The 26,458-nt window shown below is 71.9% G+C and carries 22 protein-coding genes and 2 pseudogenes; 16 read left to right on the top strand and 8 right to left on the bottom strand.

Annotation, left to right across the window (positions count from 1 at the left end; all coding sequences use genetic code 11):
• The first annotated feature begins 67 nt into the window (after positions 1-67).
• From ACIBU0_RS00305 to ACIBU0_RS00330, 6 genes are all read left to right on the top strand, one after another.
• The gene (locus ACIBU0_RS00305; protein ID WP_398809324.1) at positions 68-1,126 is read left to right on the top strand and encodes a Ppx/GppA family phosphatase; all 1,059 of its coding nucleotides are present in this window, start codon (positions 68-70) and stop codon (positions 1,124-1,126) included.
• A 19-nt stretch (positions 1,127-1,145) separates the two neighbouring features.
• Complete coding sequence (locus tag ACIBU0_RS00310; protein WP_398809327.1) at positions 1,146-1,328, top strand: hypothetical protein; 183 nt, start codon at positions 1,146-1,148, stop codon at positions 1,326-1,328.
• Positions 1,329-1,611: 283 nt separating this feature from the next.
• On the top strand, positions 1,612-2,643 hold the full coding sequence (locus tag ACIBU0_RS00315; protein ID WP_398809330.1) for an iron-containing redox enzyme family protein: 1,032 nt from the start codon (positions 1,612-1,614) through the stop codon (positions 2,641-2,643).
• Entirely contained in the window at positions 2,644-3,327 is a 684-nt protein-coding gene (locus tag ACIBU0_RS00320) for a HemK2/MTQ2 family protein methyltransferase (RefSeq protein WP_398809333.1), read from the top strand.
• On the top strand, positions 3,308-3,514 hold the full coding sequence (locus ACIBU0_RS00325; RefSeq protein ID WP_398809336.1) for a CDGSH iron-sulfur domain-containing protein: 207 nt from the start codon (positions 3,308-3,310) through the stop codon (positions 3,512-3,514). Before ACIBU0_RS00320 ends, ACIBU0_RS00325 begins: the two co-directional genes overlap by 20 nt.
• 200 nt (positions 3,515-3,714) lie before the next feature.
• Positions 3,715-4,128 carry an STAS domain-containing protein gene (locus ACIBU0_RS00330; RefSeq protein WP_398809338.1) on the top strand — a complete coding sequence of 138 codons (414 nt, stop codon included), beginning with the start codon at positions 3,715-3,717 and terminating at the stop codon, positions 4,126-4,128.
• 148 nt (positions 4,129-4,276) lie between these two features.
• On the opposite strand, the gene ACIBU0_RS00335 is transcribed toward ACIBU0_RS00330, so the two are convergent.
• Entirely contained in the window at positions 4,277-4,711 is a 435-nt protein-coding gene (locus tag ACIBU0_RS00335) for a protease inhibitor (protein ID WP_398809341.1), read from the bottom strand.
• A gap of 337 nt (positions 4,712-5,048) precedes the next feature.
• Between ACIBU0_RS00335 and ACIBU0_RS00340 the strand changes: the two genes are divergently transcribed.
• The 5 genes and pseudogenes from ACIBU0_RS00340 (at position 5,049) to ACIBU0_RS00360 (ending at position 8,939) form a co-directional block, all read left to right on the top strand.
• Positions 5,049-5,609 carry a hypothetical protein gene (locus ACIBU0_RS00340; RefSeq protein ID WP_398809343.1) on the top strand — a complete coding sequence of 187 codons (561 nt, stop codon included), beginning with the start codon at positions 5,049-5,051 and terminating at the stop codon, positions 5,607-5,609.
• Positions 5,610-5,691: 82 nt separating this feature from the next.
• A pseudogene (locus ACIBU0_RS00345) lies at positions 5,692-6,030 on the top strand (cytosine permease); the annotation flags it as partial.
• Positions 6,027-6,722 carry an alpha/beta fold hydrolase gene (locus ACIBU0_RS00350; protein ID WP_398809346.1) on the top strand — a complete coding sequence of 232 codons (696 nt, stop codon included), beginning with the start codon at positions 6,027-6,029 and terminating at the stop codon, positions 6,720-6,722. The pseudogene ACIBU0_RS00345 and the gene ACIBU0_RS00350, both read left to right, overlap by 4 nt.
• Before the next feature lie 73 nt (positions 6,723-6,795).
• Positions 6,796-7,965 (top strand): lactate 2-monooxygenase, encoded by a 1,170-nt coding sequence (locus tag ACIBU0_RS00355; RefSeq protein ID WP_398809349.1) that lies wholly within the window; start codon positions 6,796-6,798, stop codon positions 7,963-7,965.
• A complete protein-coding gene (locus tag ACIBU0_RS00360; RefSeq protein ID WP_398809352.1) occupies positions 7,962-8,939 on the top strand; it encodes a 2-hydroxyacid dehydrogenase in 978 nt (325 codons plus the stop codon). Before ACIBU0_RS00355 ends, ACIBU0_RS00360 begins: the two co-directional genes overlap by 4 nt.
• 12 nt (positions 8,940-8,951) lie before the next feature.
• Here the strand turns inward: ACIBU0_RS00360 and ACIBU0_RS00365 are convergent, their stop codons facing one another.
• From ACIBU0_RS00365 to ACIBU0_RS00375, 3 genes are all read right to left on the bottom strand, one after another.
• Positions 8,952-10,568, bottom strand: a complete 1,617-nt coding sequence (locus ACIBU0_RS00365; RefSeq protein WP_398809355.1) for an RICIN domain-containing protein — start codon at positions 10,566-10,568, stop codon at positions 8,952-8,954.
• A 486-nt stretch (positions 10,569-11,054) separates the two neighbouring features.
• Positions 11,055-11,432, bottom strand: coding sequence for a toxin Doc (locus ACIBU0_RS00370; protein WP_398809358.1), 378 nt, complete (start codon positions 11,430-11,432; stop codon positions 11,055-11,057).
• A 3-nt stretch (positions 11,433-11,435) separates the two neighbouring features.
• Positions 11,436-11,681 carry a hypothetical protein gene (locus ACIBU0_RS00375; RefSeq protein WP_398809361.1) on the bottom strand — a complete coding sequence of 82 codons (246 nt, stop codon included), beginning with the start codon at positions 11,679-11,681 and terminating at the stop codon, positions 11,436-11,438.
• 208 nt (positions 11,682-11,889) lie between these two features.
• On the opposite strand from ACIBU0_RS00375, the gene sigJ reads away from it, so the two are divergent.
• The 3 genes and pseudogenes from sigJ (at position 11,890) to ACIBU0_RS00390 (ending at position 14,129) form a co-directional block, all read left to right on the top strand.
• Complete coding sequence (gene sigJ / locus ACIBU0_RS00380; RefSeq protein WP_398809364.1) at positions 11,890-12,819, top strand: RNA polymerase sigma factor SigJ; 930 nt, start codon at positions 11,890-11,892, stop codon at positions 12,817-12,819.
• 11 nt (positions 12,820-12,830) lie between these two features.
• Positions 12,831-13,208, top strand: a pseudogene (locus ACIBU0_RS00385) (ubiquinol-cytochrome c reductase cytochrome b subunit); the annotation flags it as partial.
• A 135-nt stretch (positions 13,209-13,343) separates the two neighbouring features.
• A complete protein-coding gene (locus ACIBU0_RS00390) occupies positions 13,344-14,129 on the top strand; it encodes an acyl carrier protein (RefSeq protein WP_398809367.1) in 786 nt (261 codons plus the stop codon).
• Between the two features lie 73 nt (positions 14,130-14,202).
• On the opposite strand, the gene ACIBU0_RS00395 is transcribed toward ACIBU0_RS00390, so the two are convergent.
• Together ACIBU0_RS00395 and ACIBU0_RS00400 are read right to left on the bottom strand one after the other, a co-directional pair.
• Positions 14,203-16,446: a glycoside hydrolase family 9 protein gene (locus tag ACIBU0_RS00395; RefSeq protein WP_398809371.1), complete on the bottom strand. Its 2,244-nt coding sequence runs from the start codon at positions 16,444-16,446 to the stop codon at positions 14,203-14,205.
• 143 nt (positions 16,447-16,589) lie between these two features.
• Positions 16,590-19,691 (bottom strand): glycoside hydrolase family 2 TIM barrel-domain containing protein, encoded by a 3,102-nt coding sequence (locus ACIBU0_RS00400; RefSeq protein WP_398809374.1) that lies wholly within the window; start codon positions 19,689-19,691, stop codon positions 16,590-16,592.
• Positions 19,692-19,880: 189 nt separating this feature from the next.
• Here ACIBU0_RS00400 and ACIBU0_RS00405 point away from each other — a divergent pair, with 189 nt between their 5' ends.
• Positions 19,881-22,271 (top strand): SpoIIE family protein phosphatase, encoded by a 2,391-nt coding sequence (locus ACIBU0_RS00405; RefSeq protein ID WP_398809377.1) that lies wholly within the window; start codon positions 19,881-19,883, stop codon positions 22,269-22,271.
• Between the two features lie 34 nt (positions 22,272-22,305).
• Positions 22,306-22,977, top strand: a complete 672-nt coding sequence (locus tag ACIBU0_RS00410) for a DUF4232 domain-containing protein (protein WP_398809381.1) — start codon at positions 22,306-22,308, stop codon at positions 22,975-22,977.
• 7 nt (positions 22,978-22,984) lie between these two features.
• On the opposite strand, the gene ACIBU0_RS00415 is transcribed toward ACIBU0_RS00410, so the two are convergent.
• Both ACIBU0_RS00415 and ACIBU0_RS00420 read right to left on the bottom strand, forming a co-directional pair.
• Positions 22,985-25,141 (bottom strand): ricin-type beta-trefoil lectin domain protein, encoded by a 2,157-nt coding sequence (locus tag ACIBU0_RS00415; RefSeq protein WP_398809384.1) that lies wholly within the window; start codon positions 25,139-25,141, stop codon positions 22,985-22,987.
• 345 nt (positions 25,142-25,486) lie between these two features.
• Positions 25,487-26,407, bottom strand: coding sequence for a helix-turn-helix domain-containing protein (locus ACIBU0_RS00420; RefSeq protein ID WP_398809387.1), 921 nt, complete (start codon positions 26,405-26,407; stop codon positions 25,487-25,489).
• Positions 26,408-26,458 lie beyond the last annotated feature (51 nt).

The following is a 26,458-nucleotide window of genomic DNA, read 5'->3' on the forward strand; positions in this document are numbered from 1 at the left end:
TCGGCGTGCACCATGGCGCGGCGGCTGATCCTGTTGGCCCGGTCCGAAAACGGGTACTCACGGGCCCATGCGAATCAGCGTGGTGGATGTGGGGTCGAACACGGTCCGACTGGTGGTGGCCGACGCGGAGGACGGTGCACCGCTGCCGGTTCACACCGCGAAATGGCGGCTGAGACTGTCGGAGCAGGTGAAGCCCGGGGGCAGGATCCCGGAAGAGGCCGTCGAGCGGCTCGTCGGCGCGGTCGCCGAGGCGAGCCGCACCGCCGCCCATTGGGGCGCGGCCGAGCCGATGGCGTTCGCGACGGCCGTGGTACGGGCCGCCCCGAACCGTACGGAGGTGCTGCGCGCCGTCCGGGACCGGACGGGGGTGGAGCTGTGCACCATGCCGGGCGAACTCGAGGCCGAGCTGACGTTTCTGGGGGCGCGGCAGTGGATGGGGTGGCGGTCGGGGCCGCTCGCGCTGCTGGACATCGGGGGCGGCTCCCTCGAAGTGGCCTTCGGGCGCGGCCGGTTGCCGGGCTTCGTGGCCTCACTGCCGCTCGGCGCGGGGCGCCTCACCCATGAGTTCTTCGACGGGGAGGACCCGCCTGCGCCGGAACGGGTGCGGGCGCTGCGCCGCAAGGTCCGCCATCAGCTGCGCGACGTGGCGGCCCGGATCCGCTGGGAGGGACCTCGTACCGCGGTGGCCACCTCGCGCACGTTCCAGCAGCTGGGCCGGCTGTGCGGGGCGCCGCCCGGGCGCCACGGACCCTTCGTGGAACGGCGGTTGGCCCGCTCGGACCTGCGTGAGGCGGTGAGCCGGCTGGCCGCGCTGCCCGCCGCCGAACGCTCCCGCCTGCCCGGCATCTCCGCGCCCCGGGCCGCGCAGAGCCTGGCCGGCGCGGTCGTCGGGCACACGGTGATGAAGCTGACCGGTCTGCGGACGGTCACCATCTGCCCCTGGGCGATCCGCGAGGGAGTCCTGCTGCGGCACATCCAGGACGGCCCGTCCTGGTGGGCGGAACTGACCCGGCTGGACGAGGCGCCCGCTCCCCCGGAGCCGGTGCCGCTGCGCATCGCGGCGGCCGGCGTGACCGAGGCGGCGACGGGCCGACGGAGGGCGCGCGATCGCGACCGCGCCCGCTGAACGACGGAAGGAGACAGCCATGGCCGACCACGACAAGCGTCACCGGCAAGAGCCCCGGACCGCCGCTGAGGAAGTACTGCGCGAGTTCGCCGACGCCGAGCACCGCACCCGGGACACCGCCGAGCAGCGCGAGCGCAGGGGCGAGGCCGGCGAGGCCATCACCCCCAACACGCGCGCCCAGGAGGAGTCCGAGGGCGAGTGACCGGGCGAGCGCCCCGGCCGGGCGTGCCCGGTGAACCGCCCTGCGGAGTACAGCGCTGCGGACGGTCCTGGTGGACGGGGCGTCGGGCGATGCGGGCCCGTACGCGGTGCAGATCGCCAAGGCGTACGGCGCGGTGAGCGCGGTGAGCGCTACCAGGAACGCCGACCTGGTGCGCTCTGCCGGCGCGTCCGGGCGACGCCGCTCACGCGCCGCTCCGCCCGGGCGCGCGACCACGGAATCCACAAGGGCGGGTGGCCCGGCGCCCCACGGGTACTCGGCCGCCATGACAGACGACGTCCGCATCGCACGCAGCGGAGAAGGACCGGGGCTGCCGCCCGCGCGGGGCCGTGTCTCCGCCGCCGTCGAGGAGTATCTGCGGGGTGCGGGCCCGCCGCTCGGGCCGGCGGACGTCGCGGGGGCGCCCGTCTACGGCGACGACCTCCAGCTGGCCCTCTACCTCTGCTACGAACTGCACTACCGCGGCTTCGCCGGGGTGTCCGAGGCCCTCGAATGGGACCCGGACCTGCTGCGCGTCCGGGCGGCGCTGGAACACCGTTTCCTGACCGCCCTGCGCGCGGACGCCACCGTCCACGACACCGTCGAGGACTCGCTGGCCGACCTGCTGGTCGAACCCGTCGACGGCACCGGTGTCAGCCACTACCTGTGCGCCGAGGGTGAGTTGTGGCAGCTGCGCGAGTACGCGGCCCAGCGCTCCCTGTATCACCTGAAGGAAGCGGACCCGCACGCCTGGGTGCTGCCGCGGCTGTGGGGCAGGGCCAAGTCCGGCATGGCCGCGGTGGAGTTCGACGAGTTCGGCGGCGGCCGCCCCGACCGCGTCCACGCGCGCCTCTTCGCCGACCTGATGACGGACCTCGGCCTGGACACGACATACGGGCACTACCTGGACGAGGCGACCGCGGAGGCCCTGGCCACGGTCAACCTGATGTCCCTGTTCGGCCTGCACCGGGAGCTGCGCGGCGCGCTCGTCGGCCATTTCGCGGCGGTCGAGATCACCTCGTCACCGGCCTCCCGGCGACTGGCCGAGGCGATGCGCCGCACGGGCGCCGGGCCCGCCGCCGAGCACTTCTACGACGAGCACGTCGAGGCGGACGCCGTGCACGAGCAGGTCGTACGCCACGACGTCATCGGCGGTCTCCTTGCCGAAGAGCCGCATCTCGCCCCCGACGTCGCGTTCGGCATCGACGTCACCGGGTATCTGGAGGACCGGTTCGCCGGCCGGCTGCTCGGCGCCTGGCGCGCGGGACGGTCGTCACTGCACACACCCCCTAGGTCCGAAATCTCCATTAAGTCCTGAATGCCGGGGTACCCGGCCGCCGTGAAACCACTGGTGCCACCGGGCGTCTACGGCCCTCAGGAGGACACCGACCTGCTCGTCGGTGCCCTGCTCGACGAGCCGCTGCCGCACGGCGCGGACGTGCTCGACGTCGGGACCGGCTCGGGCGCCCTGGCGCTCGAGGCCGCGCGGCGCGGCACGCGCGTGACCGCGGTGGACGTGTCCTGGCGGGCGGTGTGCACGGCACGGCTGAACGCCCGGCTGGCCCGGCTGCCCGTCCGCATCCGGCACGGCAACCTCTTCGCGCCGGTGCGAGGGCAGTCGTTCGACCTCATCCTCGCCAATCCGCCGTATGTGCCCGCGCCCGACACCGGCCGCGCGCCGCACGGTGCCGCACGGTCCTGGGACGCGGGCCGGGACGGACGGCTCGTCCTCGACCGGATCTGCCGGGAGGCCCCCGCCCTGCTGCGCCCCGGCGGTGTGCTGCTGGTCGTGCACTCGGGGCTCAGCCGCCCGGGCCGGACGCTGGCCCACCTGCGCGACGCAGGCCTGAAGGCATCCGTGACCCGGCGCCGTGTGATCCCCTTCGGCCCCGTACTGCGCTCGCGCCAGGCCTGGCTGCGGGAGCGCGGCCTGCTGTCCGCTTCGGATCAGTCCGTTCAGAGGGAAGAGCTGGTGGTGGTCCGTGCCGAACTCCCCGTCTGACGAGCCGCGCCGCATCAAGGTCCAGCGTCAGGGCCCCCTGCTGGTCGAGGGCCCGGTCGAGGTGGAACTGGAGGACGGCACGCTCGTCTCGTCCGACCGTTTCCGCGTCGCCCTGTGCACCTGTCGCCGCAGCCGCCGCTACCCGTGGTGCGACACCAGCCATCGCGAGCGCGCGAAGGACCGGTGAGCCGGTCGGCCGGCCAGCCGGTCATGATCATGCCTATGGCCGGCCCGTCGGCAGGACCCCCAGCCGGAGCGTCAATCCCTCTCGGGTGAAATTCACCAGGTCGAGTGAACCAGATCTTGCCCGCGGCGTGGCGGGGATGCTCACGCCCGCCGCCGGGTAACTACCCGGATCAAATGCGCCCTTGCCGAGGTGGAGCGGACATGACGCCGGACGCCGACGACCGCGCCCCCCATCCGACCGAGGACCTGGCCGCGAGCACCTCCCGGTCCGCGCCACCCCCGGCGAACGCCCATGCCCGCACCCGCAGATGCGGCCCGTTCACCGTGGTCGAGGTCCTGGGCGAGATCGATCTGGCCACGGAGGCGCTCCTCGCCGAGCATCTCTACGCGGCGACCGCGAGCGCACAGTCGGATGTGCTGGTCGATCTGCGGCAGGTCGACTTCTTCGACTGCTCGGGACTGCGTGTGCTGTGCCGGGCCGAGACGCGGGCCAGGGACCACGGCGGCCGGCTGCGCGTCGTGGCGGACGCTCCACGCATCCGGCGACTGCTGGGCGGTGCCGGACTGCTGGGTCGCTTTCCCCTCCTGGCCGGGATCCCCGGGGAGGGACCATGAGCCCGTAGCGGTACGAGGTGTCGGCCGGGCGGCCCCACTCCGCCCGGCCGACCCCCGGTGCGAGATCGCGGGGCCCCTCGGCAGGACACACACTCCCCATTCTGTGTGTCACCGCCGAACTGCCACGGGGCCGTGCGATCCCGGTCCTTTAGAACGCGAAGAGGCTCGTCTCGTAGGAGCTCTTCACGCACTCGTTGGCGAAGGTGCGCTCATAAGAGACGCGCTTGCCCTGCCAGACGCCGTCGACCGTGACCAGCACGGGGTCGTACTGCTTGGTGCACAACATGCCGCCCGTCGCCTTCAGCGCATCGAAGTTCCCGCCCACACCGCGCAGTTCGGCACAGGCCGACGCGGCGTCCGGGTGCGTGCCGGAGGCCGTCGGGGCGCAGCTCAGGGTGACCGCACGGACCGGGGTGGCCGTGGCGGCGTCGTCGCCGTAGGCCACGGTGAGCACCAGGGCCGAGGGGGCGTAGAGCGAGGCGGGGGCGGCGTCCTGGGCGGCCAGGGCGGATCCGGTGAGGGGTCCGCAGACGGCGGTGGCCGTGAGGCCGAGGGTCGCTGCCCAGCGCGCGGTGTTCCGCATTGTGTGCATCCTTCCGCTCGAGTTGAGGGTGTGCCGACTCCGGCGCGATCGGTGCCGGAGCGACGAGCGGGAGTCTGCCGAGTCCGCCGCCGAAACTCACATCGACACCACGGGTTTCAGTAACCTTGCGTATTGAATCAGTGGCTCGAAGTAACGGACTTCGAACGTTCCAACGCCGGAACTTGGCGGCTCTTGATCGTTCCAAGTCCGCGAGTGGCCGGATTTCGCACACTGATTAATAGGCCTGAAACATTCCGGTTGGGCCCTCCGGTTGAGCTCTCAGCTGACTCGCTCCAGGCCTCTTGCGTCCACAGAGCTGGCGAGTAATCGTCATTACATGATTACCAGCGAGCAACGAGAGAAGCTGCGCGGCTGGTTCGCCGGCCGCCTGCCCGACGACCTCTTCGAGGAACTGACCGAGGTGACGGTCGACCGCGAGGAGATCACCGTGATCGGCCGCATCCCCGCACCCCACCTGGCCGAGGACGTCTCGGCCGCCGAGCGCGAGGCGGCCGTGGAGGGCCGGATCCAGGAGTTCCGGGAGCGCACCCGGGAGACCCGGATCGGGGTGGCCCGGGAGGCGGAGCACCGGTTCCGCCGGAAGGTCTCCTGGGGCGTGGAGTGCGGTGGTGAACGCGCTCTGTTCACGCACATCGCCGCCCCGGTGATGACCCGGCTGCGTCAGCCCGAGCGTCAGGTCCTCGACACCCTGATCGCCGGCGGCGTCGCCCGCAGCCGCAGCGACGCCCTCGCCTGGTGCGTACGGCTGGTCCAGCGGCACACGGACGACTGGCTCACCGAGCTGCGCGAGTCCCTGGAGAACGTCCAGCGGGTGCGGGCCCAGGGCCCGGACGCGGAGCCTCCGGAGCCGGAGGACGCGCCCGCGGACAACGACTGATGGAGGTTTCGTCCACACACGGCACCGAAGACGGGGAACCGTCCTCTGATACGGATCTTGACCGCCGCCGTACCGTCGGCGCCGCCGTCAGCGCGGCGGCCGTAACTGGTTCGCGCGCGGCTGGAACTGGCGGGGGATGACCTCCTGGTGGGTGGCGGCGCTGATCGGGGTGCCGTTCACCGACATCCCGGGGCAGTTCGCGGGCCCGCTGGGGGATCTCGCGGGCGGCGTGGACATCAGCCTGCCGTTGTCGCTGGTCGTGGCCGCCGTCCTGTTCCTTGCGCTGCTGCGGCTGTTCCCCGAGCCGCGGGCGGTGTACGGGCCCGAGGGGGCGCGGCCGGCCCGGACCGCGGAGATTGCGGTGTCGCCGGTCAGGGGGCCGGGGGCGTTGTCAGTGCCCTCGACTACCTTGCTCTCATGACCAATTACGTTCTGGTGGCGGGTGCGAAGCTGGGTGCGTGGGCGTGGGACAAGGTGGTGCCCGACTTGCGAGCGGCCGGGCACGAGGCGTATGCGCTGACCCTGTCCGGGCTGGCCGAGAAGCGGGGAATACCGGCCGGGCTGCAGACCCACGTGGGGGACATCGTCGAGGAGGTGGAGCGTCTCGACCTGCGGGACGTGGTGCTGGTCGGGCACAGTTACTCGGGCGTACCGGTCGGACAGGCCGCCGAGCGGATCGGTGACCGGCTGGCGCGGGTGGTGTACGTCGACGCGAACGTCCCGCTCGACGGGAAGTCGTTCCTGGAGGGCTGGCCGAGCGACGAAGTGCGGGCGGCGATCGAGGCGAACGGCGGCTTCTGGGCGCCCTTCTCGGCCGAGGATCTGTCGGACCAGGGCCTCACGGACGAGCAGATCGCCCGGATCGTGCGGGGCGCTACGCCCCACCCCGGCGCCACGCTCACCGAACCGGCCGTCCTGACCGGCTCGCTCGCCGAGATACCGACGACCTACGTCAAGTGTCTGCTGGACTGGCCCGAGCCGAGCGACGACGTCGCCGAACTCCTCAAGAGCGACCACTGGAACCTGGTGACCATGGACACCGGCCACTGGCCGATGTTCTCCCAGCCCCGCGAACTGGCCCGCATCCTGCACGAGTCGGTGACCGCCCCCTGATCCACTCCCCCGCCTACCGGTCGGTATGGTCGGCGTACAGCGCGTTCTCAGTGACGAGAGGCGGGGCGTACGCATGGGCAAGCACTGGGCGGACTTCCAGTACGAGATCTATCTGAACGGGATGACGGGTGCCGTACCCCGGCTGCCCACCGATCTGACCCGGCTGGAGGAGCTGACCGAGCAGCGCCTCGGTCCCGGTCCCGTGGGCTATGTGGCCGGCAGCGCGGGCGACGGCAGCACCGCCCGCGCCAACCGGGCGGCCCTGCGGCGGCGCCGGATCGTGCCGCGCATGCTGCGGGACGTGCACGAGCGGGATCTGTCCGTCGAGGTGCTGGGCCGCGCCCTGCCCGCTCCGCTGGCGCTGGCCCCGGTCGGGGTGCTGTCGATCATGCACCCGGACGCCGAGTGCGCGGCGGCACGGGCCGCCGCCGCGCAGGGTGTGCCGTTCATCCTGTCGTCGGCGTCCAGCACCCCCATGGAGCAGGTCGCGGAGGCGATGGGGGACGCCGAGCGCTGGTTCCAGCTGTACTGGCCGAAGGACCCGGAGGTGGGACGGAGTTTCCTGAACCGGGCGAAGGCGGCCGGGTTCACCGCGCTCGTCGTCACCCTGGACACGCCCATGCTGGCCTGGCGGCCACGCGACCTCGACCAGGCGTATCTGCCGTTCCTGCACGGTGTGGGCACCGCCAACTACTTCTCCGACCCGGCCTTCCGGGCGGGCCTGGCCAAGCCGGTGCAGGAGGATCCGAACGCGGCCGTCATGCACTTCGTCGGCATGTTCGCGGACCCCGCCAAGACCTGGCCGGACCTGGCGTTCCTGCGGGAGAACTGGGACGGCCCGATCGTTCTGAAGGGCATCCTGCACCCGGACGACGCCCGCGCGGCCGCCGACGCCGGGATGGACGGGGTCGTCGTCTCCAACCACGGCGGCCGCCAGGTCGCCGGGTCCATCGGGGCGGCGGACGCCCTGCCCCGGGTCGTGGAGGCGGTCGGCGACCGGCTGACGGTGCTGTTCGACAGCGGCATCCGTACCGGCGACGACGTGTTCAAGGCGCTCGCCCTCGGCGCGCAGGCGGTGCTCCTGGGACGGCCGTACGTGTACGGGCTCGGCCTCGACGGCCAGGCGGGCGTCGAGCACGTCATCCGCTGCCTGCTCGCCGAACTCGACCTCACCCTCGCCCTGTCCGGGCACGCCACCCCCGCCACGCTCGGCCCCACCGACCTCACCGAGGAATCCGTATGACCGCCCCGAAGAACGTCCTCGCCGTCATCTCGCCGCACGTGGGCGGCCGTGCCATCGGGGCCGGACTGGCCACCCTCTTCCCCGAGGGTGCGCACGTCACCGTCGTCGAGAGGACCGACGAGAACCCGGCCGCCCTGCGTTCCGCGCACGCCGTCATCACCGCGCTCGCCCCCGTCACGGCCGAACACCTCGCCGCCGCACCGGAGGTGGAGCTGGTGCAGTGCGCCAGCCACGGCTTCGACTACGTCGACGTGGACGCGGCACGCGAGCGCGGGGTGCGCGTGTGCAACATAGGCTCCAGCGGCGCCGAGGCGCAGAACGTGGCCGAGCAGACCTTCGCCCTCATGCTCGCCCTGGCCAAGCAGCTGATCCCCGCGCACACCGCACTCGTCGACGCGGACTGGGCACTCCCCCGGCTGCAGCACTCACTGACCGAGCTGTGCGGCAAGACGCTCGGCATCGTGGGCCTGGGGCAGATCGGACGGCAGGTCGCCCGCCGCGCTGTCGCGTTCGACATGAACGTCGTCTACGCCGGGCGGCGCCGCCTTCCGCCGGAGACGGAGGCCGAGTTCGGCGGTGCCCGCCATCTCCCGCTCGACGAACTGCTGCGCACCGCCGACTACGTCTCCTTGCACGCCCCGCTCACCGACGAGACCCGGCACCTGCTGGACGCGGAGCGGCTGGCCCTCCTCAAGCCGACGGCGTTCGTGATCAACACCGCCCGGGGTGCCCTGATCGACCAGGACGCCCTCGCGGACGCGCTGGAGAAGGGCACCCTCGCCGGGGCGGGCATCGACGTCTTCGACCCCGAGCCGCCCACCCCGGCGCTGCGCCTGCTCCGCGCCCCGAACGTGGTGCTCTCGCCCCACGCCGGCGGCGTCACCCGCGAAACCCTCGTCCGCATCGCTCTCGCCGCGGTCGGGAACGTGACCGCCTTCCTGTCCGGCGGAGCGCCCCAGGACGTCGTGAACTAGGACCGGTCCGGACTACACCCTCTCCTGCACCGACCGCACGGCCCGCGCCCCCGGCGTCCCCCTCTCCCCGCTCGAAAGGGACCCGGGGTTCGCCGAGGTCACCGGATCGGTCGGCCAGCGCTGTGCGTCGGAGCCGTCGCGGACCTTGACGACGATGTCGGCGCCCGCGTCGGCGGTGGTGGCCGCCAGAGCGAGCCGCTCGTCCCAGCGGGGCAGGAACTCGCCCTGCACGGTGAGGTCGTAGCGCACGTCGTCGGCCCGCTCGGAGTCGTCGTCGGCGCACTTGCCGAGGATCACCACACCGGCGTCGACGTGCGAGTCCAGGCACAGATCGGGATCGGCCGCGCTGCGCAGCAGGCCGTCCTTCTCGTACGACCACTGCTGGGTGTCAACGGCCGAGCACTCGGCCAGTTCGGTCCCGGCGCCGGCCTTCGGCTCACCCTGGATGTCCAGGCACAGGCCGGCGGCCGCGTTGCGCAGCCGCGACTGCAGGGGTGCGGTGGGGAGTTGGGCCGTGCCGGGCGGTGAGGCGGACACCGCGGGCGGTACCGGGGATCCGGTGCCGCCGCCGGTGGCGGAGGCGGCCGGGTCGACCCCGTCGTCGTCCGAGAGCAGGCCCGCGGCGAGCATCGCCGCGATCAGCCCGGCGGAGACGAGACCCACACCGGTGAGCAGGGTCCGGGGGGACCGGGGTCCGCCCGGCATCCGTCTGCCCTGGGCGGGGATGCGCGGCAGGAGACGGCGTCGTCCTCGGCCGTGCCGGGCCGCGCCGCGGGGGCCCGTCCCGCCGCTGCGGGTACGGCCCGGACGCGTCTCCAGATAGCGGCGCGCGCCCCAGCCGAGGACCGCCTCGGCGATGAGCACTCCCAACCCGCCCTCGAAATGGCTCAGTTGTTCGGCGGCGTTACGGCAGTAGCGGCACTCCGTCAGATGCTGCTGGACATCCGGCAGCAGGGCCCCGCCGCGGCGAATGGGGACGTCGAGGAGACGGTTGTAGAACCGGCAATCCTTCGTCGGCGCGAGTTCACGATGGGCATGTACACAACCTTCGCGGAATTTATCACGCGCTTGTTCGAGAGCGGCCGAGGCGGTAACGGTATCCATGCCCAACAGTCCGGCGGGGACGCTTAACGGCTCGGCCTCGACCTCGGTATGCCAGAGCAGGCATCGAGCAAGTCCCGGAAGCGCCTGGAATGACCGATCGGCGAGCTTTGGATTTTCGGGCGTCATCGACTTCGCCGTACGCATACCGCGACCGCCCGCGGGTTTCGCCAGCTCCGGCAGAACGCCCGCTATTCGCTCCTCGGCCGACCACTGCCGGACCGTGTCCCGGACGGCGACGAGAAGCCGGGGCCGCAGCGCACCGGCCGGTTCGCCCAGCGCCAGACGGTCGAGGACCTGATGGAAGGCGGCGGCGGTGACCATGTCGGCGATGTCCGCGGGGGAGGCGAGACAGATCACCGCGTATTCATGGACCGGTTGCCAGTGCCGCGCCATGAGCAGCGCGACGGACGGAGCGGCCTCACCGTCCGGGCGGCCCCGCAGCCGGGCGGCGAGGCCTTCGTCGGATTCCTCGGGAACCCCGCCGGGCGGGGGGTAAGGCGGGCGAGGGGGGTGGGGGGTGGGCACTGAACGGATTCCTTCCCGCGCATGGCACAGAAGTTCTGATCGCCGAAAAGGACCGAGCGGCTTGGTGCGCACCTCTTCGGCACGAGCGCGGGGAGCACGAATTCACCCACGGCCATCCGTCCCGGTTCCCCACGGAACGAATGAACCCCGGCCTTTTCCGCCCCCCACGGGTGGTTCACCCTTGCACAGCGCACTCATGGCCAACAAGGCACTTGGGCAACATCCGCACCTTTGAAAGAAAGTCAGATGCGGCAGCAACTCTCCGCACCTGCGCGAGCTTTCGTCATTCCATGCGCCCCGTGTGAAACTCACGCACACGCCGGAGCACCACGCACGCTCCCCGGCGCACGCGCCCGCGTAGTCCACTGGAGACGGCCCTCTCGGAAGGCCCCGCGCAGAACGGCGGCTCTTCTGCGCGTCACGGGCCGCCGACCCCGTTCCTCCCGCCCTCGGTCGGCGGCCCAGAGGGCTGGTGGAACGGGGGCGTCAGATCTGCCAGGAGCGCAGCCGGTCGGCGGCGCCGTACACGTCGGTCTTGCCGGACATCAGGTCACGGGCGAGGTCGACGAGGGCGCCGTAGGGCGGGTCGATGCCCACGCCGCTGACGAACATGTAGGCGACCGCGGAGGCGCAGGCGAAGCGCGCGTTGGCCGAGGGCAGCGGCTTGAGCAGGGCGAGGGTGTGCAGCAGCGCGGCGGCACGCCAGGCCGGGTCGGAGTCGACGCCCAGGCGGGGCGGATCCACGCGATGGCGGGCGACGGCGGCGACCAGCGCGGAGAAGTCGTTGATCGTGGGCTGGTCCGGCAGGACCTCTTCGTGACGCTGGAGCAGCCAGGGCACGTCGATATGGAGGACGGGTGCCATCGGTCAGGCGGCCCGTCCCTCGCCCTTGGCGGACGGTTCGTCGTCGGGGAAGGCTTCCGCGAACTCGTCCGCGTGTGTCGCGAAGAACCGGCGGAACGCCTCGGCGCCCTCCTGCAGCGCCCGGTGCCGGGCTATGTCGGCCGCGGCGGCCTCCCGCACGAGCGCCTTCATCGACGTACCGCGTTCCTTGGCGATCTGCCGCAGGTCCTCAAGCTCGCGGTCGCTGAACTCCACGTTGAGAGCTGGCATGCCCCTCACGGTACCGCTCGGGTACTTGCGCGTAAATACCCGCAGGTCAGATGCGATGCAGGACGGTACCGAGGGGGGCGGAACGCGCAGCCGGACGCGGGGCCGCTCGCGGGATTTTCCGAGACGTGGGTCACATTCGACCGTGGGATGTCACACTCCCGCCCCCGCCGCGCCTCGCAGTGGTGAGCGCGCACTGGGAGGCCCCCGTATGTCCGACAGCCCCGTACCCGTCACCGACGACGCGACCGGTGTCTTCGTCGAGCACCGTGAGCTGATGTTCGGCGTCGTCTACCACATGCTCGGCAGTGTCGCCGACACCGAGGACGTCCTCCAGGAGACCTGGCTGTCGTGGACGGCACGGGGCGGGGGCGTGCCGCTCGACGGGGTCGCCAACCCGCGGGCGTACCTCGTGCGGATCGCGGTGAACCACGCGCTGGCGCGCCGGGCCGCGATCCGCCGCCGCCAGGAAACGTACGTGGGCCCGTGGCTGCCCGAGCCGCTGGTCGCGGACGGCGAGGGGGCCGACGCCGACGATCCGGTGCTGCGCACCGAGTCCGTGTCGCTGGCGATGCTGGTCGTCCTGGAGTCGCTGACGCCGCTGGAACGCGCTGTGTTCGTGCTGCACGAGGTGTTCGGGTACCCCCACACGGAGATCGCGGAGATCATCGACCGCAGCCCGGCGGCCGTACGGCAGCTCGCGCACCGGGCCCGGGAGCACGTGCATGCGCGGCGGCCGCTGTACGAGGCGCATCCGCGGGTGCGGCGGGAGGCGACCGAGCGGTTCGTGCGGGCCGCGCTGGGCGGGGACATCGCCGCGCTGATGGAGATCCTCGCGCCGGACGTGACGGTGTGGACGGACGCCGGCGGCAAGCGGAAGCGGGCGGGGGGACTGCGTCCCGTGCACGGCCGGGACAAGGTGGTCCGGCTCCTCGGTTCGTACGCGAACCGGGGGCGCGGGGGCCACCTGGACCTGCGGTACCGGCGTGTCAACGGCGACGACGCGGCGGTGCTGTTCGAGGGCGAGGAACCGTTCGCCGTCATGGTCCTGGACCTGACTCCGGACGGCGACCGGGTGTCCGGCGTCTACGTCGTGACCAACCCCGACAAGCTCACCCACGTGCGCAGGGAGGACGCATGAGCGCCCGTGTCCTCCTCGACCGCCCGCGCAACCGCCCTGTCCGCACGGGCATCGGCGCGGCCTGGATCAGCCTGTATCTGATCCTCCTGGCGGGCGGCGGCAACGACATCGTGGCGACGCGGCTCCATCTGTCGATCAACACGGTGACGTGGGCGGTACGCGTCGCGGTGTTCGTGGTCCCGGCGATCGTCTTCGTCGTCACCCGCAGGATCTGTCACGGGCTGCAGCTCCGGGACAGGGAACTGGTGGCGCACGGCCGGGAGACGGGGGTCGTCAAGCGGCTGCCGCACGGCGAGTACGTCGAGGTGCACCGGCCGCTCAGCCGGGCCGAACTGCACACCCTGACCGCTCACGAGCGGCCCGCGGAACTCGTGGAACGCGAGCCGTAGCGACCGGCGGACGACCTGGCGCCGAACGCCAGGTGTACGGCCCGTGCATTCCTGGTGGCACCTACAACCCCCGGTGAGGCCCCCGTGTCACACCCCACGACAACAGGCCCCACCACCCACGGAGTCCACGTGCACATGCGCTTACCGGCCGCCCGGCCGACCGCCGTCGCCGCTCTCGCACTGGCCGCCACCGCCGTCGTCGTCGCACCGCCCGCCCACGCGGCGGACGGCGACGACTACCGGGTCACGCTCACCAGCAGCACCGCCACGACCGACTACAAGAACCGCACGGTCGACCTGACCGGCACGCTGACCCGCACCGACGGCACTCCCGTCGCGGGCGCGCCGGTCCAGCTCGAGGAATCGGTTCTCTACAACACCTGGAACCCGTGGGGCGACCCCATCGACCCCACCGAGTGGGAGACCCGCGGCGTGGGCACCGTCCGCACGGACGCCGAGGGGCGGTTCACCCTGGAGGACGTCCCCGCGGACCGCGCGGACGACCGGCCCAGCCCCTATCTCTTCCCCCGTCACCAGGTGATGTTCCGGGCGGTCTACGACACCGACCCCACCGACTTCCACATGGCCTTCGCGGACACCACGGTCAAGGTGCAGCCCGTCACCAGCGCCCTCACCTACCGGGTCAACAAGACCACGGTGCGCGAGGGCGACACGCTCGTCGTGAAGGGCAGGGTCGTCTGGCCCGCCGGGCACGGCCCCATCGCCGGCACCCGGGTGTTCCTGCGGACGTACTTCGAGAGCGCGTACAACGCGCAGACCACCACCGACGCGCGCGGCAACTTCACGGTCCGCGCCAGGATCCGGGACTACGACAACGAGTTCGCGGTCTTCTCCGCGCCCAAGGACTACTACATCGCGGGCGCGAGCAAGAACCTCCCCGTCAAGAACGTGACCCCGTAACCGGGTCACCGGGCAGCAGGAGGCCCGCTGCCGCGGAACCCGGCAGCGGGCCTCCCGACGGTTGTGCTCCCCGTCAGCCCTGGTCGGCCACGAAGGAGGCCATCCGGGTCAGGGCGGAGTTCCAGTTGATCGTGTGCTCGTTCGTCGACCAGGACTGGATGTCGTCGATGTAGCAGAACTGGCCGACGCAGCCCTTGAGTTTGCTCTGTGCGTAGGGGTCCTGAATACCCGAGTTCGGCCCGCCGGCGAGGGTGCCGGCCGGCGGGTTCGGCTGGCTGGGGTCGAGCTGGTGGGCGTACCAGCGGGCGTGCTGGTTGTGGGAGTTGACCTCGCCGTAGCCGGTCACGTACGAGATGTTCAGCGCGTTGCGGCCGAGGAGGTAGTCCATGCTCTGCAGCGCGCCGTCACGGTACTTGGAGGCGCCCGTGATGTCGTACGCGGAGGCGATGACGACGGCGTTGTGCAGGATCTGGTGGTTGGAGCCCCAGTCGTAGAGGTTGCCCTCGGGGGCGTACGGCATCCCGTACGGGTGTGACTTCAGCGTGGTCAGGTAGCGGTCGGCGCCCTTGATGACGGACTGGCGCACCTTGTCCCGGCCGGGCAGCCTGCTCGGCACGGTGGCGAGGTCCAGCCTTGCCGCCGCCGCGGTCCTGGCCCAGTCGTAGCCGATGGGGATGAAGACGTCGGCCCTGTGCACCGGGGAGTTCAGGACGTAGTCCGCGAACTCCTTCTCGCCGGTGCTGAGATACAGCTCCGCCGCGGCCCAGTAGAACTCGTCGGTGACGTTGTTGTCGGCGTACGTGCCGCCGCCGATGCCGTCGCTGTCGGAGGCGTACCGGTCGGGGTGCGCGAGCGCCGCCGACCAGGCCGTGCGGGCGGCGGCCAGGGTCTTCGCCGCGAACTCCCTGTCATACGGCCTGTACAGGCGCGCCGCCTGCGCCGCCGTCGCCGCCAGGTTCAGGGTCGCCGCGGTGGACGGCGGATGCAGTTCGCGCTTTTGCGGGTCGTCGCTCGGCAGCAGCGGCAACCCCGTCCACTGCTCGTCGTGGATCTTGTGGTGGGCCATGCCGGCCAGTGGCCGGCCCGCGGGCACCTGCATCTTCAGCAGGAACTCCAGTTCCCAGCGGACCTCGTCCAGGATGTCCGGCACCTTGTTGCCGCTCTCCGGGATGGCGAGCGTGCGGTCACCGAGCTTCTCCGGCTCGCCGGTGCGGGCCAGCCGTTCGCGTTCGTAGGTGCTCAGCAGTTCCCACACGGAGATGCCGCCGTTGACGACGTACTTGCCGTGGTCGCCGGCGTCGTACCAGCCGCCGGTGACGTCGAGCTTGTAGTCGCACACGCCCGGCTGGCAGGGCACGACGCCGTCGCCCTGGTTCGGCGCGGCGTCGACGTGTCCGGCGGGGCGGGCGTAGCCCGGGCGCAGGTCGTCGCGGATCGCGATGCCGCTGCGCTGTGTGTAGTAGTACTTCAGGGCGTCCACGCGCAGCCGCTCGTAGGCGGCCGTGCCGATGTCGAAGGGACGGCTCGTCTGCCCGTCGGCGACCAGCGTGAAGTCCTTGCCCTGCTTGCGGTAGGCGCCGAAGTCGATGGAGTGGACGTTCTGCCCGGAGGAGACGTCGGTGCCGCGCGGCACGGTCCAGCCCTGGGCGACCACGGCGCCGGACGCGTTCTTCAGCTGCCAGGGCAGCTTCTCGGTGGCATCGGTGACCAGCGTGGCGTTCTTGGGGCCGGCGGGCAGATAGGCGACCTGGTTCACCCGCACCCGCGGCCCGGTGTCCGGCTCGTACACCTCGGGCGGCACACCGCCCAGCAGCGAGGCGTTGTCCATGCAGAAGCGCCATGCGTCCGCGCTGCCGCCGAGTTGGAAGGCGACCTGGCCCTGAGACGTGTCGACGGGCGAGGTGAAGGTGTACGAGTACGAGTTGCCGGAGACGCTCAGCTGAGGCGTCACCTCGAAGTAGGTGTCGTACGGGGCCGCCGACAGGCCGACGACCGCCCGCACGACGTGCCCCTCGGGCGAGCCGTTGGCGGTGAAGGAGAACCGGTACGTCTCCCCCTTCGCCAGGGCGATGTCGTTCTGGCCGACGGCTGCGTCCCACCGGTTGGTGGTGCCGCCGGGCACGTCGGCGCAGAGCTTGCCGTCGGACAGGCCCGCGGTGACGTTGGTGGTCGACCACCAGGGGGCGGTGGTGGTGTCGAAGGTGCCGTTCTTGAGCTGCTCGACCTCGTCGGCACCGGCCGGTGCGGCCGGGAGTGCGGTGAGGCCCGCCGCTAACAGGGCCGTCAGGGACAGCAGGGTGGTTCTGCGTCGTTTCACGTCTGGGCTCCTCGGGTGAGGTGCGGGCGACGCTCGCGGTGGGAGCGCTCCCAGAGGCGGACGCAGCCATGCTTGTCGGCGACATGACACTCCGTCAACGGTCCGGGCAGGACTGGTTTCCGCCCGGACCGCCGATCCCCGGTTCAGCTCGCGGGCACCTCCAGCTTGCTGATCCGCACAGCCCCGCGGGCCTCCCCCGGATGAGCGCTGGTCAGCGTGAGCCGCACCCGGGAGCCGCGTACGGCGTCGAAGGTGAGGACGGTCGGCGCGTCCGAGGCGGCCGCCCAGTCGACAGCCGTACCCGTCACCGGCACATACCGGCGGCCGTCCCACACCTCGGCTTCGACGGACGCCGGCAGGGTGTGCGTGGCGTCCACGGTGAAGGAGACCTCCACCCGGTCGAAGGTCCGCGCCCGCCCGAAGTCCACCGAGACCCAGTCCTCGGGCCGGGCTCCGCCGAAGGCCGGCAGCAGGGCCGTGGCCGCCTTGAGGAAGCCGTTGGACCAGCCGGTGGCCGGGTCGCCGTCGAGCATCGCGGCCGGGAGGGTGTCCGGGCGGCCGGAGTAACTGGCGTCCGCGAAGGGGTGGTCGGGCGGCGCGGGATGGTCCGGTCCGAACACGGCGGCAGGGGTGAGCGCGCCCGACCGGGCCGGAGTCGTCCGCACGGTCACACTTCCCGCCCGAAGCCCTTCGGCCCGTGCGGTCACCTTCAGGGATCCCGCCTCCGTGCCGGACCGTACGATCGCCAGCGCCTTGCCGTGGAAGGCCGTACGCGTACTGGCCTGGTAGCGCTCGGCGCTCTCCTCCCGTCCGTTGTCGAGCCCGGCGAGCGAGCCGCCCGTCACTTCGAATGAGATCAGGTCCTCGGCTTCAGGGACCACCACACCACGGGCGTCGACGACCTCGGCGGTGACGAAGACCAGCGAACGGCCGTCCGCTGCAAGGGACGTGCGGTCAGCGGTCAGGCGCAGGGCCTTCGCCTCCCCGGCCGTGCGCAGTACGTCGGTCGCGACCACCTTGCCGTCCCTGCGGGCCACCGCCTTCAACTCCCCCGGTTTGAAAGGCACCTTCCAGGTGAGGTGGAGTTTGCCCGCGCTGCCGTTCGGGCTGGTGTAGCTGCCGGGATACGGGCCGTCGGTGAAGGTCCTGTCGTCGCCGGTCGCCTCGGTGGTCTCCAGGTAGACCCGGCCGTCGACGGTCTTCTTGGTGTCGAAGGTCCGCGCGCCGAGGGACTTGCCGTTGAGGAACAGCTCGACGGTGTCGACGTTCGAGTACGCCCACACCTCGACCGTGTCGCCCTCCGCGTGGTTCCAGGTCATCGGCAGCAGGTGGACCATCGGTTCGCTGATCCACTGGCTCCGGAACAGGTGGTACATGTCCTTCGGGAAGCCGGCCGTGTCGACCGCGCCGAAGAAGGACGCCTTGACCGGGAAGACGTCGTAGGGCGTGGGCTCGCCGATGTAGTCGATGCCGGACCACAGGAACTGCCCGGCGAACCACTTCCGGTCCCGGTCCTTCTTGTGCCCGTACTCGCCGCTCATGGTCCAGGAGGCGAGGTTGTTGTCGTAGGAGGAGGTCGCCCGCCTGCCGGGCGTGTGGTTCTCGCCGGTGTTCAGGTGCTCGGGTTCCTGGTACGTCCCGCGCGTGGAGGTCTCCGACGACGACTCGGACTCGAAGAGGAACAGGTGCGGGTACGCCGCGTGCAGCTGGTCCACCGACTTGGCGGTGTTGTAGTTGAGGCCGAGCCCGTCCAGCTTGGCCAGCATCAGGTCGGCGGCGGAGCCCTTGGCGGGCGGGCGTCGGTACTTGTCGGAGCCGATGACCAGGGGGCGGGTGTCGTCGGCGGCCTTGATGGCGTCGATGATCCGGTCGGCCATGGCGAGTCCGGCGGTGGAGGTGGAGTCGGGGATCTCGTTGCCGATGGACCACATCAGCACGGCGGGCGAGTTGCGGGCCGCGAGCACCATCTCGGTGGCGTCCTGCTGCGCCCACTCGTCGAAGAACCGGCCGTAGTCGTAGCGCGTCTTGCCGGTCCTCCAGCAGTCGAACGCCTCCACCAGCATCACGATGCCGAGTTCCTCGCAGACCTGGATCATCTCCGGCGAGGGCGGGTTGTGGGAGGTGCGGAAGGCGTTGACGCCCATCGACTTCATGATGGTCATCTGGCGTCGGATCGCGTCGATGCTGACGGCGGCGCCCAGGGCGCCCAGGTCGTGGTGGAGGTCGACGCCCTTGATCTTGTGGTGCTCGCCGTTGAGGTGGAAGCCCTCGTCGGGGTCGAAGCGGAAGGTGCGGAAGCCGAAGGTGGTGCGGTAGGTGTCGGTGGTCCGGCCGCCGACGCGCAGTTCGGTCTTGAGGGTGTAGCGGTGGTGCGGGGTGGCGAAGTCCCACAGCTTCGGTTCGGGGACCGTGAGCTCATGCGGCTCGGTGGTCTTGTCGGTGACCGGGACCGTGGAGGACGTACGGGCGACGGTACGGCCCCTGGGGTCGACGATGCGCGAGACGATCTCGACGTCGGTGCCGCCGCCGGAGGCGTTGACCACCGAGGTCCGCACCCGTACGACGCCCCGCTCCCCGGTGATCTCGGGCGTGCTGACGTACGTGCCCCAGCGCTCCACGTGCACCGGCTCGGTGACGACGAGGCGGGCCTCGCGGTAGATGCCGCTGCCCGAGTACCAGCGGCTGCTGGGCAGCCGGTTCTGCACCTTGACCGCGAGCACGTTCTCGGTGCTGCCGTCGGTGTGCACCAGATCGGTGAGGTCGAAGGCGAAGCCGGTGTAGCCGTAGGGGTGACGGCCGGCCTCCTTGCCGTTGCAGTGGACGTACGCGTCCATGTAGACGCCGTCGAACTCCACCGATATCCGCTTGCCCGCGAGGGCGGGCGGCAGGGTGAAGGCGAGGCGGTACCAGCCGAGGCCGCCGGGGAAGAAGCCGGTGCCGCTGGTGGTGCCGTGCTCGGTGGTCGGGGCGAACTCGATGCTCCAGTCGTGCGGCACCGCGACCTCGCGCCAGCCCGAGTCGTCGTAGCCGGGCTCTGCGGCGCCGGCGTACGCGCCGGTCGGGTCGGTGATGCCGCCGGGGTTCACCAGGGCGAAGCGCCAGCCGTCGCGCAGCGGGACCGTGCGGCGTCCGGACGCGGCGCCGGCGGCCAGTTCCGCGGCCTGCGCGGTCGGCGTGCTCAGCAGTGCTCCGGCCGCCGGGGCGGCCGTGGAGGCGAGCAGTAACGATCTTCGTGTGACGGCCATGGCGGCTCTCCCTCATCAGGGCGCAGAAGTACTCACAACTGATCGTGAACAAACAGATTCTGACGTGGTGGCACGCGGATCAGTCAAGGGTGCGCCCGAGGTTCCGGTACGAGGGGGTGGCCGAAGCACTACGCTGGGGCCCAGCTGACACGCTTGTTCACCGTGAGTGTGCGCGTTGGAGTGGCGACCATGAGCCCGGAGTATCCGTTCGACGAGGCCGCGACGGCCCGGGCGGTCATCGACGCCGACGGCGTGCTCGTCGAGTGGAACGCGGGCGCCGAGCGGCTGCTGGGCCACCCGGCCGCCGAGATCCTGGGGCGCCCCGCGGCGGACCTGCTGGCCGACGGGGCCCGCCGCTCCGGCGCACCGGCGGGCGACCGCTGGGACGGCATCCTCACGCTGCGCCATCGCGACGGCGGCACGGTGGCGGTATGGCTGCTCGCCCACCGGGTGCGGCCCCAGGACGACGGCCGCGACCACTGGCTCGTGGTCACGCCGCTGGAGGGGGACGCCCCCCGGCTGCCCGGCGACCCTCTGGAGAACATCGGGCTCCTCGACTCCCCCTGCGCCATCGCGATCTACGACGACCGGCTGCGCCTGCGCAGGATCAACGGCGTCATGGCGGAGGTCCTCCAGCTCTCCGACGAGCATGTGCGCGGGCTGCGCGCACCCGAACTGAGCGGCAGACGTCAGAGCGTCGACATCGAGCGGCAACTCCTGCGCGTCCTCACCACGGGCCGCGGCACGGACGTACGGACGTACGTGCCGGTCGGCGGTGACAGGACGTACACCTGGCTGGCCCGGATGGCTCCGATCACCGACGCCGAGGGGCGGGTGCGCGGCGTGTCCGTCGCCGCGCACGACTTCACCGAGCAGTACCTGGCCCGGGAGCGGCTGCAGCTGGTGAACGAGGCCAGCGTGCGCATCGGCACCACCCTCGACGTGTCCCGCACGGCCCAGGAGCTGGCGGACATCTGCGTCCCCGCCCTGGCCGACTTCGTGAGCGTCGACCTGCTGGATCCTCCGGAGAACGGCGGCGAACTGCCCACCGGCCGGCTGACCGCCCCCGTCAGTCTGCGTCGGACCGCCGTCCGGTCCGTCAACGCGGGCACCCCCGAAGCCGTGGTGAAGCCGGGACAGGTGGATGTGTATCCCGCTCCCTCACCCCAGGCCGATGCGCTGCTCGCGAGCCACACCATCGTGGCCTCGACGTCGACGGGCGACCTGGAGCAGTGGCTCTCCTGGGATCCGGTACGCGCCGAGCGGATCAGGGCGTACGGCATCCACACCACGATGTCCGTGCCGATCCAGGCCCGCGGGACCACCCTCGGGGTCGCCGTGCTCACCCGGTTCAAGAACCCCGAGCCGTTCACACCCGACGACGTGCTGTTGGCCGAGGAGATCACGGCCCGCGCGGCCGTCTGCATCGACAACGCCCGCCGCTACTCCCGGGAACGCGAGACCGCCCTGGCCCTGCAGCGCAGCCTGCTCCCCCGGTCCCTGCCGCGCACCGCCGCGCTCGAAGCGGCCTCCCGCTATCTCCCGGCGGCGCGGTCGGGGGTGGGCGGCGACTGGTTCGACGTGATCCCGCTGTCCGGGCTGCGGGTCGCGATGGTCGTCGGGGACGTGGTCGGCCACGGCATCCAGGCCTCCGCCACCATGGGCCGGCTGCGCACCGCCGTACGCACCCTGGCCGACATCGACCTCGCCCCCGACGAACTGCTCACCCATCTCGACGACCTGGTCGTGCGGCTGTCGGAGGAGACGGGCCACGAGGGCAGCCCCGGCGAGGTCGGCGCCACCTGTCTGTACGCGGTGTACGACCCGGTCTCCCGGCGCTGCACGCTGGCCCGGGCCGGGCACCCCTCGCCGGTCATGATTGCGCCGGGCGGGGAGCCGGAGGAGATCGAGCTGCCCGCGGGGCCGCCGCTGGGCCTGGGCGGGCTGCCGTTCGAGTCCGCCGAGATCGAGCTCCGCGAGGGCACGGTCCTCTCCTTCTACACCGACGGCCTGATCGAGACCCGTGAGCGCGATGCCGACGCCAGCCACGCGCTGCTGTGCGAGGCTCTGGCGGCCGGCTCCGGCTCGCTGGACGAGACCTGCGACCACGTCCTGCGCGTCCTGCTCCCGCCGGGCGGCGCCCACGACGACGTGGCGCTGCTGCTGGCCCGCACTCAGGGGCTGCCCGCCTCCCGGGTCGCGACCTGGGACATCCCGGCGGATCCGGCGCTGGTCGCGCCCATCCGCAAGCAGGTCGTGGAGCAGCTCGGCACCTGGAGCCTGACCGAGGCGTCGTTCACGGTCGAACTGGTGGTGAGCGAGCTGGTCACGAACGCCATCCGCTACGGCATTCACCCCATCCGGCTCCGGCTGATCCACGATGCGGCGACGCTGATCTGCGAAGTGTCCGACACCAGCCACACGGCACCGCATCTGCGCCGCGCCAAGATCTTCGACGAGGGCGGCCGCGGACTGCTGCTGGTCGCCCAGCTGACCCAGCGGTGGGGCAGCCGGCACACGGCGGACGGCAAGACGATCTGGGCGGAGATCGGGCTCGTCGACGAGCGGGACGAGGGGTGAGTATTCCGCCGGAAAACGGGGAGGCGTGACAGACATGGGACGTGCACGGACACTCCATGCCTTACACCGAGCGACTCCCGTCGTGAGTGCCGTCGCGCTGCTGGGCCTGCTGGCCGCATGCGGCAACGGCGCCGATTCGTCGGGCTCCGTCCGGACACCGGCCGGCACGAGCAGCCGTACGACCGAGTCGGTCACGGCCGGCACCCAGAGCCCCACGAGCCCACCGGGCACGACCGGACCGGCCACGTCCGGCACCGGGAGCCGCACGACCGGACCGGCCGCCTCCACCACCCGCTGTCACACCTCGGAGCTGCGCGCGTCCATCGGCCGCCCCAGCCCGGGTGCCGGGCAGCGCAACTTCCCGATCGTGCTGACCAACACGGCCGGCCGTACGTGCACCGTCCGCGGCTACCCGGGCGCCGCCTTCGTGGACGCGTCCGGCAAACAACTCGGCCCGGACCCGAAGCGCTCCCCCGCCACCCGTACGACCGTCTCGCTGGCTCCGGGCCGGAGCGCCTGGGCGGGGCTGAGCTTCGCCAGCCCCGAGATCAGCGGGGCCCGCACGGCCGAGCCGGAGGCGCTGCTCGTGACGCCGCCGGACGAGCGGGATTCGCTGAAGGTGGCGTGGACGTACGGCGAGGTGCCCGTGGCCGGGAACGAGTCGTCGGTGCGGCTGACGGTGTTCCAGCCCGGCACCGGCGGCTGACCGGCGGTCAGCGGCTGCCGCCACCGCCGTACCCGTAGCCGCCGTAGCCGTACCCCCCATAGCCGCCGTAGCCTCCGTACCCGCCCGAACCCCCGTACCCGCCACCGGACCACCCGTCCTGGCCGCCCCCTGAGCAGTAGGCGGAGCACGGGTCGGTCGGGTACGGGCTCGAGGGCGTCGACTGCGCGGCCGTCGGGGTCGCGGACGGCGTCGGAGTGGGGGTCTTCGACGGCTGGGGTGTGGGGGTCGGGGTCGGCGCGGGTGTCCTCGGTGTGTCGGACTCCTCGACCCGCGCGGCCCAGTTGACCACCTCCATCTGCAGCTCAGTCCTGGACGTGTCGATCACCCAGTGCTGCGCGTCACCCTCGTCGTCGCGGGTCTTGACGACCAGGGCGCCCGAGCCGTCGGTGGCGGCCGGGCTGAGGGCCAGGTCCTGGTTGAGGCGGGGCACCAGCATGCCCTGGAGGGTGAAGTCGTAGCGGACGCTCTCGGTCTCGGAGTCGGAGGAGCCCGAACACGGGGCCAGCCGGACCGAATAGCCGAGTCGGGAGTCGAGGCAGAGGTCGGGGGCGGCGGCGCTGCGCAGCAGTCCGTCGGTCTCGTACGACCACTGTTGGCCTTCCGCGTCGGAGCACGCGGTGAGTTCGGCCTCCGCGTTCTTGACGGCCTTCCCGCCGGCGAGGCCGACGCACAGCCCGGACCCGATGTTGTGCAGCCGGCCCCGCAGATCGCCCTTCGCCGCCTCGGCCGCACCCGCCCAGGACGGGTTGGCAGGGGTGGCGCCCGCGTCGGGGCCGGGCGTTTCGGAGGGGCGGTCTTCGGCGGCCGGCGCGGGGGCGTCTCCGGATCCGAGGGCGGACCAGACGACGAGCGGGATGACGACGAGGGCGCTTACGGTCGCGACGGCCGCGGTGAGGTTGCGGCGCCGGGCGGCACGGCGGGCCGCCTTGAGGGCCGAGCGGCCGGAGCAGGAGCGGGTGTCGCCCGGGCGGGCGGCTGCGGTGGGGTCGCCGGGGCCGGAAGCGGTGGCGGGGCTGGTGCGCGAGGCGGCACGGCGGGCGGCGCGGCGGGCGCTGCGGGGGCCCGGCACCGCGGGCAGGGAGGCCGCGTCCGCGGCTGTGTAGGGCCCGCCCGCGGGGACGGCCGTCCCTCTCGGGGCGGCGAGTGCCTCACCCGTGGGCGCGAACGACTCGGCGGCGGGCGGGAAGCCTGTGCCCGCCGGGACATGTCCCGTGGGAGCGTGTGTCGCGGGACCCGGTGCGGCGCCGTCGGCGAAGAAGGACTCGCCCGCGATCGCCGCCGGGGCCGGCGCCCTCTCCGCCGGCTCCTGCGCCCGGCGTGCTCTGGACTCCACATAGGCGCCCGCGCCCCAGCCGAGCACCGCCTCGGCCAGGGCGACGCCGAGCCCGGCATTGAAGAAGTTGAGCTGCTCGGCGGCGTCGCTGCAGTGCCCGCAGCGGTTCAGGTGGGCACGCAGGTCGGGGTCGATGTCGACGCCGCCGCGCCGGTAGGTGACGTCCAGCATCCGCAGGTAGCGCCGGCACTCCTGCTCGGGGGCGAGTTCGCGGTGGACCTGGAGGCACTCCTCGCGCAACCGGTCGTGGGCGCGGCCCAGTTCGATGCCGGCGGACTCCTCGTCGAGGCCCAGGAGTCCGGCCGGTACCGCCGCCGGCTCCGCCTCGACCTCGGTGTGCCACAGCAGGCAGCGGGCCGACTGGGGAAGCCGCTGGAAGGCCCCGGTCAGCAGCCGGCGGTTCACCGGCGGCAGCAGACGGGCGGCGGCGCGCTCGGCACCGGCCGCCTCGGAGCGCAGCTCGGGGTGGAGCAGCTCCCGTCTGTGGTCGGTGTCCCACTCGGCCGCGATGCGCCCCACGGTGACGAGCAGTTGGGGGCGCCACGCGGCCGTCGGTCCGGTCTGTCGCAGTGTTTCACCGAAAAGCCGGGTGAATGCCGCGGTGGTGAGCATTCCCGCGGACCGGGTGTCCGCGGTGCACAGTCGCGCGTAGGCGAAGCCCGCTTCCCAGTGACGGTCGAGGAGTTCACCCACGGGATGCAGCGCCGGTGTCGCCCCGGTCCACCTCTTGAGTTCGGCGCTCAGTTGAGCGTCGGTCGATTCAAAGAGACGGGCGTCGCGAGGGGAATTCGACTGGCCAGCGTCATGCACGGTGGCATTCCTCCGGAGGGCATGCGGCATTGAAGGTCCATACCAAGGGGTATGCTCCGGGCGTGGCTCTTGTGAAGCGTGGGGCCTGTGGGAGCGTGGCACACCTTTGCACAGGTCAGGGGCAGGGAACAAGGGATTCCGGGTTTTTGTGCATTGCGTAGCCGACCAGCGGCAATTGACGACCGGTCAATAGGCGGGCACGGCCATTGCGACGCATCCGCGAAGGCCATCGGAAATGGTATTCACTCAGCACTCTGCGAGCTCTTCCGAAACCATTGACGGGCCGCACTCACGCTTTTTCGCCTGGTCATGCGCGGGCACCCGCCTTCACCGGGCCTTCACAGGTCATGCGCCAACCATTGAACCTCCCGCCCGGTACGCGCCGGGTGGCATCCCGTAGCGTTCGCGGAACACCCGGTTGAAGTGAAACGGGCTGGCGAACCCCGAGGCGGCGGCCACGCGCTCCACGGACAGATCGGTGCTCTCCAGCAGTCGGGCGGCATGCCGCAGACGCGCCTCACGCAGCGCGCGCATCGGTGACTGTCCGATCTGCCGGGTGAAGAGGTGGGCGAACCGGGAGGGCGAGAGCGTGACGTGCCCGGCGAGCGACCGGACGCTGTGCGGGGCCGCCGGGTCGGCGGTGATCAGCGCCTGGGCCCGGCGGACCCGCGCGTCGACACCCGGGCGGGGCTGGGGTGCCCGTGCGGTACCGGCGGTGAGCAGGACGACCTCCTCCAGTGAGCACAGGGCGAGTTCGCGGGCCGCGGTGCCGTGCGCCACGGCGACCGACTCCTCCCCCGGCACTCTCTCGGGCGGCGCCTCCGTCCCCGTCCAGCGGGCGTCGGCGAGCATCCGGCGAAACGCGGCCTCGACACGGCCGTGCACCGACTCCGGGGTCGGTGTGACGACGTACATCCCCTCACCGGTGTCGTACGGGCGCAGCCAGGTGCGCCAGGAGGGGCGGGCCTCGCAGTGCACCCACCAGAACTCCCAGTGCCGTGCGCCCCGTTCGACGCCGTAGCCGTGCGGGACGCCCGGCGCGAGCACCACCAGGTCCCCCGCCCCGGCCCGCGCCTCGGCGCCGCCGTGCCGGAGCCGGCCCTGCCCGCCGGTCGTCCAGGTGAACAGCCAGCTGTCCGCGCCGCGCGGCCGTTCGATCCGGTAGCCCGGCGGCTGATCGAAATGCCCGACCACCACCAGGCCCGGCGGCGGGGCGGGAACACCCGCTGCAGCAGTCTCGGGCAATTCGTCAGCGCTCACGGTCATCCTCCTGGAAGGCGCAACTGCCTAGCGTTGTGGGGCGAGGACACCTGACCG

The organism is Streptomyces sp. NPDC049627 (genome assembly GCF_044465645.1).
Lineage (GTDB): Bacteria > Actinomycetota > Actinomycetes > Streptomycetales > Streptomycetaceae > Streptomyces.